The sequence below is a fragment of the Pseudoalteromonas sp. SK18 genome (assembly GCF_001974855.1).
Lineage (GTDB): Bacteria > Pseudomonadota > Gammaproteobacteria > Enterobacterales > Alteromonadaceae > Pseudoalteromonas.
Map to the genome: position 1 here is coordinate 22,041 of NZ_MTQB01000002.1, position 14,069 is coordinate 36,109.

Here is a 14,069-nt window from a genome sequence, read left to right on the forward strand (position 1 = left end):
TGATTAACTACGTAAAGTGCTTCATAGTTAATATCTTGCCGTTGGGCAGATTTATTTGGTTTATATATGTCAGATAACAATACAAAAATTGAGTCATTATTGGGCGATGGGCAAAAATGGCAACACAGCTACGAGCAACCGATTTCGTATGCGCCCTTAGTACAACTGGCTAATAAAAATTGGATTGTTCCGCAGCATTTTTTGCGTTACAAGCACACATTAGCGAGTGTTAATGAAGTGCTTAACGACATTAGCTTTTCTAACCACTTTAGTGTGTTAGCGGCAGAAAAAAACAGTGATATTTATCTGCAAGTAGCAGTGCTTAGCCCCGACAATTACCGTGCTGATAATAAAGCAAAAAAACTATTGTTTGGTCGCCGTTGGCCAGTAGAGCAAAACTTACCTACTTCTGAGCTTATTCAAACCGCATTCTTAGCGTTAAAAGTGGCGCGTGAACATGAGGTTAGAGAGCTTTTCCAGCTGCAGCACCAAGGCGCAACCAGTACGCCATTTAATAATCATCATGACTTACCCGTTATGGCACAAAATCCCGAGCTTGTTAAAAGTTCATCGTTTAAAAATATTTCATTGAACGAGCTGATAGATCGCCTTGTGTTTGCGGATAACCAAATAGAGCTAATTAACTGCCAAGCTATAATCACCGGTGAGCAGGTGTATACGGTAAAACTTCATTGCGATAGTTGCCAGCTGAGTGAGTTTAATAACAAAACTTTGTCATTTTTAGCACCGGATACAACAACAAATAGCTTTTTACATAGTTTTATTGCCGCATTGGTTGCTATAAGCAATGATTATGTGAGCGAGCATTTTAAATACCAAGGTTTTACACGTTTTAGTAAGCATGTACAGGCGGAGCAAATAGGCGAGTTAAGTGTTTCTATGCGTTCGCCAAGTTCAGTTAGTTTGTGCTCAATGGGTAAACAAGAGGCGAATCAGTTAAACTTTGAGATAGACAGTGGCCGTGCGCCACAAGGGTGTGGTCAAGCAATTGGTGGTTTTTTAGCTGCCCATGGCATTGAGCAGCCTGAAAACGCACATTTATACCCAAATTACTTGTAACGTATACATTAAAGTTTGTTTATTTCTTGTTTTACGTTGTAGCTCGAGTCGGTAACAATGGCTTCAAGTGTTTGTACTCGTTGTTTAAGTTCACTCACTTGAGCGGTTACCTCAGCTAGTTGTTTGTGTGCGTCTTGATTGTTGTCCTGTACTTTATGTTTAAATTCAAGGTGCTTTTTATACATATCGTAAATAACTCCCGAACCTACAGAAATAAGTACAATGAGAACTATCATTGTTGTGCCAGACATAATTACTTCCTTTAACTTTTATTTAAGCTTAAATTATAACCATAATTAAGCGCTCATAAAGCTAATTTATTGTAACTTTATTTGTATTTATAAATATTCGATAAGTCATTGTTATTATTTGTGACGCCACCATATAATAATTATGAATTTTTTAATCGATACAAGGAGTAGGTATGTTAAATAATAAAATTCCACCGGTTGTGGTTGTGGTGTTTTTTGCTGCTGTAATGGCACTGATTGCACATTATACCGTGATTGATTTTAGCGCATTTATTACTTATCTCTCGCTAGCACTTGTCGCTACTGGGTGTATATTTTGTATTGCTGGGGTCGTGAGTTTCCGGTTTGCTAAAACAACAGTACTACCTAACAAACCAGAACAAGCGTCTAGTTTAGTTACCTCAGGTGTTTATAAATTCTCTCGTAATCCGATGTATTTAGGCTTTGCGTTTATATTAGCAGGCTGGGGCGTGTGGCTGGGTTCAATGTGGGCTTTTTTAGGTGTAGCAGGGTTTATTGCTTACATTACCTTATTTCAAATAATCCCAGAGGAACGGGCGCTCCACAAATTATTTGGTGAGCAATTTGACGATTATAAATCACGAGTAAAACGCTGGCTTTAACGTTTTATCGCAACAAAAAAGGCTACCCTTGGTAGCCTTTTAGTGTATTAACGTTGAACTTTACTCATATTCAAGCGGGTCTGTCACGTTGTTAAGCTCAAAGGCCTCTAAACGTTCTTGGCAGGCACCACATTTACCACACGCTTTGTCACGACCATTATAACAGGTCCATGTTTGGCTGTAGTCTAAGCCCATTTTAATACCGTCGGTTAAAATATCGATTTTAGTATTGTTTAAATACGGGCTAAAAATTTCTACCGCATCGTAATTCGCAATACGACATACATCATCCATCTTCTTAACAAACTCAGGACGACAATCAGGATAAATTGCATGATCGCCTGAATGCGCGCCGTAATATACTTTGCTCGCTTTAAGAGACACTGCATAACCTACCGCTAAGGAAAGTAAAATCATATTGCGGTTAGGCACAATGGTGCTTTTCATGCTTTCTTCTTCGTAATGGCCTTCTGGCACATCAATATCGTCTGTTAACGACGAACCACCAATAAGCTGATTAATTGCTGATATATCAACAATTTTGTGCGGGACATTTAGCTTTTCACATACGTTGGCGGCAACTTTAAGTTCTTTAACATGACGCTGACCATAATCAAACGAGAGGGCATAAACATCATGGCCTTGCTGCAAGGCTTTATTTAATACAGTAAATGAGTCCATACCGCCGGAATAAATAACAACTACTTTTTGCGTCATACGTGGTTTGCTCTTTAGTTTTGATAGAGGTTTATATCAGGGCGCGATATACTACACGGCCAAGGCATAAATGACAATTTTTGCACCGTGCTTTGCGATTTTTAATAGTAACAATTTTGCCGTCAGGTTGTAAGTGAGATTTCTTTTGTACAAAATTAATGAAGTGTTTGAAACCATTCAAGGTGAAGCGAGCTTTACCGGTACGCCGTCTATATTTTTACGCCTGCAAGGTTGTCCTGTGGGATGTTCGTGGTGTGACACTAAACAAACCTGGGATGTTGATAATGTATATAAAGTATCACTAGATGACACGGTAGAAAAAAAAGCCGACTCAGATCATTGGGCTGAGGCCAGTGCCGCGCAGGTCCTGGAGTTATTTAAATCCCGTGGCTACACCGCTAAGCATGTTGTGATCACTGGTGGCGAACCCTGCATGTACGATTTAAACCCAGTGTGTAATTTATTGCATGATCATGGTTTTAGCACACAAATAGAAACCAGCGGCACCTTTGAAATACTCGCTCCTGCACAAACGTGGGTTACGGTATCGCCAAAAATTAATATGCGTGGTGGCTATAAAGTACTCAGTAGTGCTATGCAACGCGCTGATGAAATTAAACACCCAGTTGCTATGCAAAAACACGTAGAAGAGCTGGAAGAGTTATTTACTGCCACCGGTGTAAACCCAAAACTGGTATATCTACAGCCAATAAGCCAAAAAGCATCGGCAACTAAATTAGCCATTGATACCTGTATCGCCAAAAACTGGCGCTTATCAATTCAAGTACATAAGTATTTGGGTATTAGTTAAAGAGCAAGCGCAGCCGCAAGTGGTTAGCTATAAGCGATCAGCTGCTCGGCGTTAAGTTATCTTAAGTTGGGTTGAGTGCAGCGAAACCTAACAGCACAACTCTATTGCTCACTCTTTCCAAGCACTCTTTATATCAAGCACCACACCTGCTTATTCAAACATGTAGGTCGGATAAGCGAAGCGCAATCCGACAAGCTTAATTTATTTCTTCTTCGCAGTGATAGCACTTATTTGTGGGCAGGCGATAGTTTGCAGCTGATTGTATTACTTGGTTTTTTCTACAATTTGGGCAAAAGTAATTAATAACAATTACAATCAGCGTGATTGCAAAAACAAAACTGCCAATATAAAACGGGTTTGTATAAAACTGGCTACTCGCTGGTGAAAATATAAAGCCAACAACACATATAATCAGAGTGACTAAATACACTCTAAACTTAATTGCCTTACTCAAAATTAAGCTCTCCTATTTTTTTTATCTTTTTGTATCAAACAGACTGGTATTTAGCCACTTAATTTTAAACAAAGAAATCTTATTAAACTACTAAACTAACACCTAAGTTTGCAAAGTGCACTGGTGGTGCATATATTAAGCTAAGTGATTGGGGGAATGCGCTTGGCTAAATACTTACTACTGTTGATTGTTTTTTCTTATGTTTGTATAAACTCGGCTTTTGCGAGTGTAAAAGTTGGCGTAACTCATTGGGTTGATTACACCAATCCGGATGAAACAGGCGTTTATATTGAGCTACTCAAAGAAGTTTATGCAGATGAACAGCTCGAGTTTGATTTTAGTACTTACAAACGAATTACCAATTTATTTGAACAAAAACAGTATGACTTCGTAATTGGTGTTGCTAAAGAAGATGTTCCTTTAGCCTATTATCCTCATTGGTACTTAGATTATGATTATCCAATTAATGCCTATTTTTTAAATTCTACTCATAACTTTAATAAGTTATCTGATTTAAACAATAAAGTATTAAGCTGGTTTGATGGCTATAACTTTGATAAATATATTGAGTATAAACACGATTATTACCCGATATCGGCTATTGATAAAGCCATGGATTTGCTACTAAATAAACGCATCGACGCTTTCGTTGATTTTGACTACAACATCCCACAAGAATACAAATCAAAATTAAGTTATGTGGAAGTGGTGCCGGCAAGGCCTATTTATTTGGCTTTTTCAAATAGTAAAAAAGGTAAAGCATTGGCGAAAAAATTTGACCAAGCAATGCCAAAATTAAAATCCTCAGGACGGTTAAAGCAATTATATAAATCAGATTATAAAAATACGCGATTTGAAAATTTTGACGCAAATAAAATAAAAGTTGTACTGAGCACTAATGATGAATCTTTACTTAGGTTCAATTCAGCAAACAACGCAAAGTCATTAGATGCAAAGCTTTACACGCTTATTTTGGCTGCAATGAGTGACTATAGAATTGAGTTTGTAAAAGCGCCAGATACTGATAACGAGGTACAGTATGGTAGCAATCATTGCTATGCCAATAAAATTAACACTCCAGAACGAGCACAGCGTTATTTAATATCGAAGCCATTTTCTTTGTATCTTGCGCCTCGGTTATATTCTCCTAAAGACTTGAGTCAATTTAATAATACAAACATGTTAAACGAGCTTATAGCACGCAGTGGCTTAACATTGGGTTTGTCAAAGCTTAGAGTATTTCCTGAGGATATTATGTCGCGTATTGACGATGTTGACGAATCTAAAATTAAAGGCGCAGCCATTAATACTTTTTCTAGGTTAGAGCAATTAGCTAGGTTAAAAGAGTTTGACGCTTCTATTGAATACCCAAGTGATATTGCGACGTATTGGCATGAGATCACACATGCTGACATTCACTCCTTTGACTTGAAATTAAAAACACCGTTTACTGTTGGGCATTTAATGTGTCAACGAAGTGAAGACAATATTCGCTTCATGCTTGATTTTAATCACTCGGTTTCAACGTTAATTCAAAGTGATGAATACAAATCGCTTATATATCAATATGCAGCTGATTTACCTTTGGCACAGTTTAATAATATCTATAAGCAAGCATTGTTAGATGCATATTGAAAGCGTTCGCATAACGTGTCTTTTTACCAGTTAGCGTATACTTAATTCTTATAAAACAATAAGTGCTTGGAAAAAAGTGCTTTAATAAAATCGGTTATATAAAGCTAAATACTTGATGTAAAAATTAAACCATGGCGCTGACAAGTGCGCCAGCATCAGTAACACCAGCGTCTTTCATTGCTTGGCTAATTGTTTGCACCAGCGTAACTATTTGCGACTGTATTGTTGAAACGATATTAGCTTGTGCTTCAATTTGTGCCTTTAGCACCTCGTCTTCTTGGTCCGATTGAGCTTGTAATTGAGTGAGTTGCTCTTTTTGTTCTTCAAGTCGCTGTTTGAGCTCTTTAAGTTGCTCTATCATTTTTGCAATATACTCTGGCATCTCTGAATTTGTGGCTTTTTCAACGTTTTGATCAGCACCTTTTGAGGAGAGTTTATTGCGCTCTTTGTCTGATAACTGATAATCAGCGTTGTCCTGATTTTTTGTAGGCTCTTTTGTTTGTTGCGCCATATTAGCTTTATCGGCTGTAATTTTAACGTCAAAGGCTGATTGTTTATTTAGCTGTATCATTGCGTATTATCCATAATGTTATACGTTACTAATTTAGCTATCGGCCACGAGGCTAAAGGGCTAAAGCAAGAAATACAAAAAATGACATCTCATTATATATGTTCACTTTGATAATGATGCCTTGTAACGCTTATGTATTTACCCACCTCTAAATTTATTTTCTTATTTTAAAATTTATATTGACACACTGAACGCTTATTACTACATTTGTAACAGTTGAAAACTACAGTTGTAGTAATAGAGGTTAAAATGAAACTTAGTGAATTTGAATTAGATATTATGCAGTTGCTTTGGCAGCACGAACCTTGTACGGCTAGCCAGTTACATAAAGCACTACTTGCTGATACACAAAAAGATAAGCAAGTAGCTTACACCACAGTGAAAACAATTGTTGATAGATTAGAGCAAAAACAAGCGATAGCTCGCTGCGGACAAGAGGGTAGAGCGATTGTATTTAAATCAGTGATCACTCAAAACGCATTTTCAGCACAGGTAATGCCTAGCTTTATGCAGCGTTTTTTTAAAGGTAACTCACGCAGCTTAATTGCTCATTTTATTAAAGAAGAAAAGCTGAATGACGAAGATATTGAGTACCTACAATCGTTATTGAAAAATAAAAAGCAAGATTAAAGGAGAAGGCTATGATGGATTATTTTGTAACTTGCACAATTATTAGCGTGTTTTGTTTGCTTGCATCTTTAGGGATGAAAAGCGCCCCTTCACGATTAAATTTTTACGTAATAATGCTGGCTTTAATAGCGTGGTTTGTTCCTTGGCAATACCTTTCTCAATTGCCATTATTTGAAAGTACATCGCAATATACTGTTAATGTTGCTGAGTTTAGTTTTTTAAATACGTTAATAGTCCCTTCCAGTGCGCAGGCCACAACATCAGAAAGTAGCATTATTACTTCGGTGAGTTGGTTACCATCATTAAAGCATATTTTGACTGTATTGCTGCTTAGCGGAATCGGCTTGTTTATATTACGTATCATGCTGTACGTAAAATTAGTGAAAAAGTTACAAGTTAATTCAAGTCTATACAAAACCTCAAAACGTTCAAACGGTATCTATCCAATTAGATTCACCTCAATTGGCGGGCCTGCTTTTGCAACAGGGATAGTCAATCCTGTTATTTGGCTTACTCCTGAGATGGAAAATCGAAAAGAATTAAACTCTGTTATTGAGCACGAATTAACGCACTTACAACAAGGTGATATTTATTGGACGTGGCTAATTTGCTTTATAGAAAGTGTTTTTTGGTGGAACCCAATATGCTCAAAACTAGCGCGTTTGGCAAAAGAGCAGTTAGAGCTTAGTTGTGACGAAAAATGTATGCGTAAACTCAAAGGTAAGTATCAGTTAGATTTAGCCAGTTTGTTACTCTCTGAGCATGAAAAAAAATCTAAATATAGCTTTTTCACTCCCCCTCTTTTGAATATTGAACACTCAAAGAGTTTTAACGTTCAGAGGATTAAAATGTTAAACAAGGAAAAAACAATGAAAAGTAAACATATAGTCATGGCTTTGGCTGCACTGTCTTTTAGCGCGTTGGCAGCAGCACAAATTGTTGATGAAAATCCAAAGGATGAACAACATAGTGCGCAAAAACAGCCCGCAGCTAGTAATCAGTATAACCAACAGTTAGCGCAACTTTTAGAGGTAGCTGGTGATGCAAAAAGTGAGCAACCCACACAACTAATACAAACGGCAAAAAATATTCAAAAATGGTATGCAAATAGAGATGTGCTATCAGGTTTTGAAGAGGGAAAAATTAAATTAGAAAGTTATACTTTACTGGTTCATGTTTATTCTAAACTTGAACAATATGAAGATATCTTAAGTGCTTACGAAACATGGTATCCAGCAGGAAGCAACCCGCCATATTTTACGAAAAACTCGCTTGCTAATGCCTACATACAACTAGGTCGTTATGAACTGGCTATAGCTGAATTAGAGGGGTTGTCTAGAGAGCTTGACGGTAACTTATACGAAGGTTCTGCTGGAAACTTAGCATTAGCTTATATTTATGCAGCAGATTACGACAATGCATTAAATACACTGCAACTAGATAGTTTAAAGGGAAGTGCTTATGGTGATGTTTTAAAATACTACATTTACGATCAGCAAAATAATCAAATAAAAATGGCTGAATTGAAAGGACGTTTACCAGCAGCCTTTGCGGTAACACCGGCTCTACTTCCTCGAGTAGGTATTCCACAATCACCGTTATTAGCTATATTATAAATAAGCAAATATAAAAAAGCGTTGCCCTTGAGCAACGCTTTTATTTTTATCTTGTTTAGCCTTTATTCAGCGGCTAGATAATCCAACACTACTTGGTGGTGATCTTTGGTTTTAAACTTATCAAACAAGTGTTTAATTTTACCGTCTTGGCCTACTAAGAAAGTGAGGCGGTGGATACCGTCGTACTCTTTGCCCATAAATTTTTTATAGCCCCACACCCCAAATGCCTCAGCAATGGCATGATCTTCATCTGAGAGTAGGTCAAAGTTAAGCTCTTTTTTCGTTTCAAAGTTTTTAAGACGCTTAATTGGGTCTGGGCTTATGCCAACTACATGGGTATTAAATTTAGCAAGCTCGGCTTGTTGATCACGCAGGTTTTCGGCTTGTACGGTACAGCCAGGCGTTGATGCTTTAGGGTAAAAGTATACCAGTACTTGTTTTTCTTTTAATAACTCACTGAGCACGACGGTCTCGTCATTTTGGTTTTGTAAGCTAAAAGCCGGTGCTGTGTCGCCACTTTGTAATGGGGTAATTTTGTTCATGCTAAACTCCTTAGCGAATACGTCGAAAGATGTAATCTACGTTTAAAACGTGCGAAAGGTTTTCAAAACTAATTTTAAATTGGTCAATGTCAACGTCAACGGGAATATTAAATTCAAGTTCACAGCGCATTTTAAGTTCAGTTTCTTCTTCGTAGGTATCTGATTTTAATGAGCAAATATTAATATTATTATCGGCAAAAAAGCGTGTTACTTTACTCAAGGTGCCAGGGGTGTCTATGCCAGTGTATTCTAGGGTGTAGCCTGCACAAAACTCGCTTTGATTATGGCTTGAAGTGCGTTTCATCATAGTAAGCAGGCCAAGCTCCATACCTTTGGTAGGGAGTGTATGCTCAATACGGCTAATGGCCGACATATCACCGCTCAGTAGCATAATAAAAGTAAGTTCGTTGCCTAAAATAGCAATGCGACTATCTATTATATTACAGTGGCAATCACTGACGAGTTGCGTAAGCTCACTAACGATGCCCGATCTATCTTCGCCAATTGCGGTTAAAACAATTTGATGATTTGAAAATGCAGTCATGGGTTTTAAAGTACCTAAGTTACTTGGATGATAACAACCGACTTGGCAACAAAAAATAAACACGTAGCGTTGCACGGCGGCAAAGTTTAACACAAAACCCGCGTTAAACTACAGCGACGGTTAATTTTAGGCGGTTAATAGTGCAGTGTTTCTTGTTTTTACAAGCTTGTGAAAGTACCATAGCAAAAATGTGTCTATTTGTAGCCTAGTCTGTTGGTCATCTTGTTGGCTTAATGCAGTTAGATAAGCAAATTATAAATGTAAAGTTAATATTGATTTTACACTGAACCAAATCGGTATTACCCACTCATATATTTGTTAAAACAATTAAGGGTATGCTAAGGAGAATTATCTGTGCAGTATTGGATCCCAAAAGCACTAGCAGTAAGTGTATTGGTAAGTTTGTCAGGGTGTAGTGTATTTACAAGTGATGCCCATAATGAGCGTAATTACCGCGCACATGAGCCGGTTAAAACACCTGCTTCGTTATCACAACCCGCTCAAGATCCTGTTTATAAGATGGATGTGGGTCAATATGATAATAATCCGGAGGCAACAAACTATCGTCCGCCGGCGCAAGTGTTAACCATTGCTAAAGGCAGTTGGGTTGAGGAAACAGATAAACAAGCACGTATTTATTTTGATAAAAATGACGGCATTGACGATTTAGATGTATTCATTTGGGACTCGATTCAAGCAGTGCTTGCTGATAACAACATCAGCGCGACACAACAAAACAAAATGCAAGGGACACTGGAAACAGATTGGTACGCCATTGTTAAGCCAGAAGAAAGCTGGTTATGGGGCGATGATGAAAGTGTTGACTTAGAACGCTTTAAACTTACTATTGAAGAAAAAGAGCATCAACGTACGGCGTCTTTAACCGCTGAGCTTATTGATTTCAAAGGTGATAAGCCTCTGACTGATTTATTAAAACAGCAGCTAGAAGTGCGCGCACTTAACCAAGTTGTGAGTGAGTTTGATTACCGCTACCGTCAACTTGAAGTTGATATGCGTAAGCGCCAAGGAATAATTTCACTAGAACTTGGGTTTGATAACAAAGGCAATGCAGCACTTGTTACTGAGCAGGCTTACGATACGGTATTCGATCGCTTTTCTGGATTCTTAGAGCGTTTATCTTTCACTATCGTTGAAATAAACCAAGAGACAGGTTTAATTACAGCAGATTACGCGAAAGTAGAAAGTAGTGTATGGGATTCAATTTGGGGTGATGAACCAACAGAGCTTCCAATTGATGAAGGTCAATACCAAATTTTGGTTAGCAAAACCAAACAAGGTGGCACCAGTCTAACGTGGATGGATGACAAAGGCGAAACGCTTGAACCAGGTACCATGAATGGTTTACAACAAGCATTAGAAGCGGCGTTAATCAAGCGCGGTATTAAAATTTAATAAATATAAATACTTCCCACAAAAAGAGCACTTAGCTCTTTTTGTGGTTTTTACAGGTTGAAAATATGTCTCAGTTAGATTCATCACGCCCAGCACCCGTTCAAAAAAGTTATGATTTGAAAGTATGGTTGGTTTTTTTAATTCCTTCTTTAATCGGTGTGTTTTTGTTTATGACGCCAGTACCGTCTGGTGAAATAATGACAATTCCTATCGCGGTAATGGCCAAGGCAATTCAAGCCTCATTCAGTGAAATAGCGCTAGGGCTAATAGCTACCATTATTTGTATTACTGGCGTTATGTCGCTGGTGTTTAGTGTCTTTAAACCGAAAAGCTTAACCAAATTTCGCTTATTAAATCATTTGTTTAATGTGAGTTGGATTTGGTTAGTAACACGGTTGTTTGGTATGGCGTTTGTGCTTTTAACTTATTTTCAAGTTGGACCGCATGCTATTACCTCAGAAAATACTGGCTTGTTAGTATTAAAAGATTTATTACCGGTGTTGTTTTCGGTGTTTATTTTAGCGGGCTTGTTACTGCCGTTATTACTTAATTTTGGTTTACTTGAGCTGGTGGGTACCTTACTTACTAAAGTAATGCGCCCATTATTTGGGGTGCCAGGACGCAGTGCTGTTAACTGCGTTGCTTCGTGGTTAGGTGATGGTAGCGTCGGTATTTTAATGACTGCACGTCAGTACGAAGATAAATACTACACTCAACGTGAAGCTGCTATTATTGGTACCACTTTTTCTGCTGTTTCAATTACCTTTTGTTTGGTGGTTATTGGCCAAGTTAAATTAGAATATTTGTTTGCTCCGTTTTACTTAACCGTGTGTTTGGCCGGTGTAGTGGCTGCGATAATTGTCCCTCGTTTACCACCACTGCGTTTTAAAAAGGATGTGTTCATTGATGGGGAGCAGCCTGATGGAAACGCCGAACTAGTCCCTGAAGGCAAAACTTTATTTAAGCACTCTCTTGATGTTGCACTGACTAAAGCAGAAAAAGCACCTGGTTTAAAAGGCACCATAGAGGAAGGCGTACATAACGCGTTTGATATGGTGTTTGCGGTATTACCGGTCGTCATGGCTGTGGGTACCTTTGCACTTATTATTGCTGAATACACTCCGATATTTCAATATTTAGGTATGCCGTTTATTCCGTTCTTGGAGCTTTTACAAGTACCCGAAGCTGAAATGGCGGCACAAACTATTATGGTCGGGTTTGCAGATATGTTTATTCCGTCTATTTTAGCCGCAGGCTCAATTGAAAGTGATGTAACTCGTTTTATTATTGCTGCCATGAGTGTAACGCAACTTATTTATATGTCTGAAGTGGGCGCACTTTTATTAGGTAGTAAAATACCGGTTAATATTTTTGAGTTGTTTGTTATTTTCATCCTTAGAACCTTAGTTACATTACCAGTTATTGCCTTAATGGCACATTGGTTAGTTGGCTAGAGTGACTGTTTAGTTGAAAAAGCCCTGATTATTCAGGGCTTTTTTGTGTCTTTTTTATGAGTAATAGAAGTGGGGGAGGCTTTAAACTCGCTTTTTGCACTCAGGCGTAATAGTGCTAAGTTGCCAATAATAACAGCCATTACAATCACCATAACGAGTACGATTTGCCAAATTTGCATGTTGTTGACCTTATTGTTTATTAAGCAGTAATTATGACCACTTTCAATAAAAGCCGCAATATTTTGAGTGTTTATAACGGGTGTTTAAAACCGTTGCGCTACCGATAAAGTTAAAAAGTTAATCCCTGGGTTAGGAGATTTAAACCCAGCGTTTGAGTAGTGAATAATGCGCAGTGCTACATTGGTTTCTCCAAAATCGGCTACTAAGCCTATCCTATCTTCAAACTGATAGTGAGTACTTAGGTTTTTTCCTGCAAAATAGCGTTCATCAAGTAATGAAAAGCCGATACCAGCTTCCACATAAAATGGCGTGTTGTATAGGCTAAACGCTGGGAATTGCACCACCGGTGAGACAGCAAATACTAGGTTGGATTGTGATTGTTGATCAAGGCGGTAATGCCATAGGTTAATACTGCTTTCTAGGTAAAAACGTGCATCGCCCACAAAGTTTTGCAAACCCTCTGGATGATACTGATACGCAAGCTTTACCCCAGTCACATTGCCTTCGCCTTTCAGTAGGTCTACGGCATAGCCATGGTTTGAGGATGCATGGGCCGCATGAGTGGTCAGTAAAAATAAACAAAAAACAATAATTGAAATCATATTATATGAGGTCTTCATAACGCCAACTACGGAGGAAATTAAAATAGTAATTAAATGATAAGGGCGGTGAATTGGTGTTTTCAATGAGCCCAAAAATCCGCTTGTAGATGGTTTGTTAACTGAACTCTTTAACTGATTGAATTTATTTAACTAATTACATTGGTGCTATATGGGCATTAATAAGGTGCTTATTTATGCCTTTTTTGTTGCCTGTTATTTGCGTAAATTACGCTTAAATTAATTATTTAAGCTATGCATTTATTATGAAACTTATAAAGCTTTTAGTGGTTGTTGCTGTTTTTTTCAGTAGTGCTTTATTTGCACAAGCTCAGTCGTCACCTAAACAATTATTGCAAACTGTAGCCGAATCATTATTTAACGATATTGGAGAGGTAAATGCGCAAGGTAATGCCAGCAAAGAAGCGATGTCTTTAATTGTTGAGCAGCGTTTGATGCCACATATTGATATTAAGTTTGTGTCGTTTAAATTATTAGGCAAACATATTAAAGGCATCAACCGCGAGCAGGGCATTGCCTTTATTGGTGCGGTAGAGCATTACTTAACGGGTACTTATGCGAGTGCACTAATGAAGTATACAGGGCAAGATGTAATCTTTGAGCAAGACGCCGCTGCAAGCGACTCTAAATTTGCCACTGTTAAAACGCAAATTATTGAAGCTAATAAACCCACCATAGATTTACACTTTAAACTTCGCTTAGGGAACGATCAGCAATGGAAAGTATACGATATTGTTGCTGAGGGAATATCACTACTTAGTGCTAAGCAAAAAGAGATCATTCAACGAATTTCTGATGTGGGATTAGATCAAGTCACAGCAGAACTTCAGCAAAGTTAGCAATTAACAGCTCCAACCGTAAAAGCAGCTAATGGCGTATGTCGTTAGCTGCTTTTGTATTTTGGCCTATATTGCATGAGTTTACGCTA

At 37.9% G+C, this 14,069-nt stretch carries 16 protein-coding genes; 9 read left to right on the forward strand and 7 right to left on the reverse strand.

Annotated features, from left to right (window positions below; all coding sequences use genetic code 11):
- Positions 1–66 precede the first annotated feature (66 nt).
- A complete protein-coding gene (locus BW139_RS01950; RefSeq protein WP_076918486.1) occupies positions 67–1,080 on the forward strand; it encodes a hypothetical protein in 1,014 nt (337 codons plus the stop codon).
- A gap of 8 nt (positions 1,081–1,088) precedes the next feature.
- Here BW139_RS01950 and BW139_RS01955 read toward each other — a convergent pair whose 3' ends face one another.
- Positions 1,089–1,331 carry a hypothetical protein gene (locus BW139_RS01955; RefSeq protein ID WP_010388451.1) on the reverse strand — a complete coding sequence of 81 codons (243 nt, stop codon included), beginning with the start codon at positions 1,329–1,331 and terminating at the stop codon, positions 1,089–1,091.
- Between the two features lie 173 nt (positions 1,332–1,504).
- Here BW139_RS01955 and BW139_RS01960 point away from each other — a divergent pair, with 173 nt between their 5' ends.
- Positions 1,505–1,954, forward strand: a complete 450-nt coding sequence (locus tag BW139_RS01960; RefSeq protein WP_010388452.1) for an isoprenylcysteine carboxylmethyltransferase family protein — start codon at positions 1,505–1,507, stop codon at positions 1,952–1,954.
- A gap of 60 nt (positions 1,955–2,014) precedes the next feature.
- Here the strand turns inward: BW139_RS01960 and queC are convergent, their stop codons facing one another.
- Complete coding sequence (gene queC / locus BW139_RS01965; protein ID WP_008110177.1) at positions 2,015–2,671, reverse strand: 7-cyano-7-deazaguanine synthase QueC; 657 nt, start codon at positions 2,669–2,671, stop codon at positions 2,015–2,017.
- A 145-nt stretch (positions 2,672–2,816) separates the two neighbouring features.
- On the opposite strand from queC, the gene queE reads away from it, so the two are divergent.
- Together queE and BW139_RS01980 are read left to right on the forward strand one after the other, a co-directional pair.
- Positions 2,817–3,482: a 7-carboxy-7-deazaguanine synthase QueE gene (gene queE / locus BW139_RS01970; protein WP_069439668.1), complete on the forward strand. Its 666-nt coding sequence runs from the start codon at positions 2,817–2,819 to the stop codon at positions 3,480–3,482.
- A gap of 610 nt (positions 3,483–4,092) precedes the next feature.
- Entirely contained in the window at positions 4,093–5,571 is a 1,479-nt protein-coding gene (locus BW139_RS01980) for an ABC transporter substrate-binding protein (RefSeq protein WP_076918488.1), read from the forward strand.
- Between the two features lie 124 nt (positions 5,572–5,695).
- Here BW139_RS01980 and BW139_RS01985 read toward each other — a convergent pair whose 3' ends face one another.
- Entirely contained in the window at positions 5,696–6,142 is a 447-nt protein-coding gene (locus BW139_RS01985) for a hypothetical protein (RefSeq protein WP_076918489.1), read from the reverse strand.
- A gap of 249 nt (positions 6,143–6,391) precedes the next feature.
- Between BW139_RS01985 and BW139_RS01990 the strand changes: the two genes are divergently transcribed.
- Both BW139_RS01990 and BW139_RS01995 read left to right on the forward strand, forming a co-directional pair.
- Positions 6,392–6,772: a BlaI/MecI/CopY family transcriptional regulator gene (locus BW139_RS01990; RefSeq protein ID WP_076918490.1), complete on the forward strand. Its 381-nt coding sequence runs from the start codon at positions 6,392–6,394 to the stop codon at positions 6,770–6,772.
- A gap of 11 nt (positions 6,773–6,783) precedes the next feature.
- On the forward strand, positions 6,784–8,388 hold the full coding sequence (locus BW139_RS01995) for a M56 family metallopeptidase (RefSeq protein WP_076918491.1): 1,605 nt from the start codon (positions 6,784–6,786) through the stop codon (positions 8,386–8,388).
- Positions 8,389–8,450: 62 nt separating this feature from the next.
- On the opposite strand, the gene bcp is transcribed toward BW139_RS01995, so the two are convergent.
- Together bcp and BW139_RS02005 are read right to left on the reverse strand one after the other, a co-directional pair.
- Positions 8,451–8,930 (reverse strand): thioredoxin-dependent thiol peroxidase, encoded by a 480-nt coding sequence (gene bcp / locus BW139_RS02000; RefSeq protein ID WP_024601114.1) that lies wholly within the window; start codon positions 8,928–8,930, stop codon positions 8,451–8,453.
- A 10-nt stretch (positions 8,931–8,940) separates the two neighbouring features.
- Positions 8,941–9,474, reverse strand: a complete 534-nt coding sequence (locus BW139_RS02005) for a glycine cleavage system protein R (protein ID WP_008464556.1) — start codon at positions 9,472–9,474, stop codon at positions 8,941–8,943.
- A 354-nt stretch (positions 9,475–9,828) separates the two neighbouring features.
- Here BW139_RS02005 and bamC point away from each other — a divergent pair, with 354 nt between their 5' ends.
- Both bamC and BW139_RS02020 read left to right on the forward strand, forming a co-directional pair.
- Positions 9,829–10,887: an outer membrane protein assembly factor BamC gene (bamC, locus tag BW139_RS02015; protein ID WP_076918492.1), complete on the forward strand. Its 1,059-nt coding sequence runs from the start codon at positions 9,829–9,831 to the stop codon at positions 10,885–10,887.
- A gap of 65 nt (positions 10,888–10,952) precedes the next feature.
- Positions 10,953–12,341 carry a YjiH family protein gene (locus BW139_RS02020; RefSeq protein WP_076918493.1) on the forward strand — a complete coding sequence of 463 codons (1,389 nt, stop codon included), beginning with the start codon at positions 10,953–10,955 and terminating at the stop codon, positions 12,339–12,341.
- A gap of 32 nt (positions 12,342–12,373) precedes the next feature.
- On the opposite strand, the gene BW139_RS18305 is transcribed toward BW139_RS02020, so the two are convergent.
- Complete coding sequence (locus BW139_RS18305) at positions 12,374–12,520, reverse strand: DUF2897 family protein (protein WP_076918494.1); 147 nt, start codon at positions 12,518–12,520, stop codon at positions 12,374–12,376.
- A gap of 84 nt (positions 12,521–12,604) precedes the next feature.
- Positions 12,605–13,141, reverse strand: coding sequence for an acyloxyacyl hydrolase (locus tag BW139_RS02030; protein WP_076918495.1), 537 nt, complete (start codon positions 13,139–13,141; stop codon positions 12,605–12,607).
- Positions 13,142–13,386: 245 nt separating this feature from the next.
- Here BW139_RS02030 and BW139_RS02035 point away from each other — a divergent pair, with 245 nt between their 5' ends.
- Positions 13,387–13,980 (forward strand): phospholipid-binding protein MlaC, encoded by a 594-nt coding sequence (locus BW139_RS02035; protein ID WP_076918496.1) that lies wholly within the window; start codon positions 13,387–13,389, stop codon positions 13,978–13,980.
- Positions 13,981–14,069: the final 89 nt, after the last annotated feature.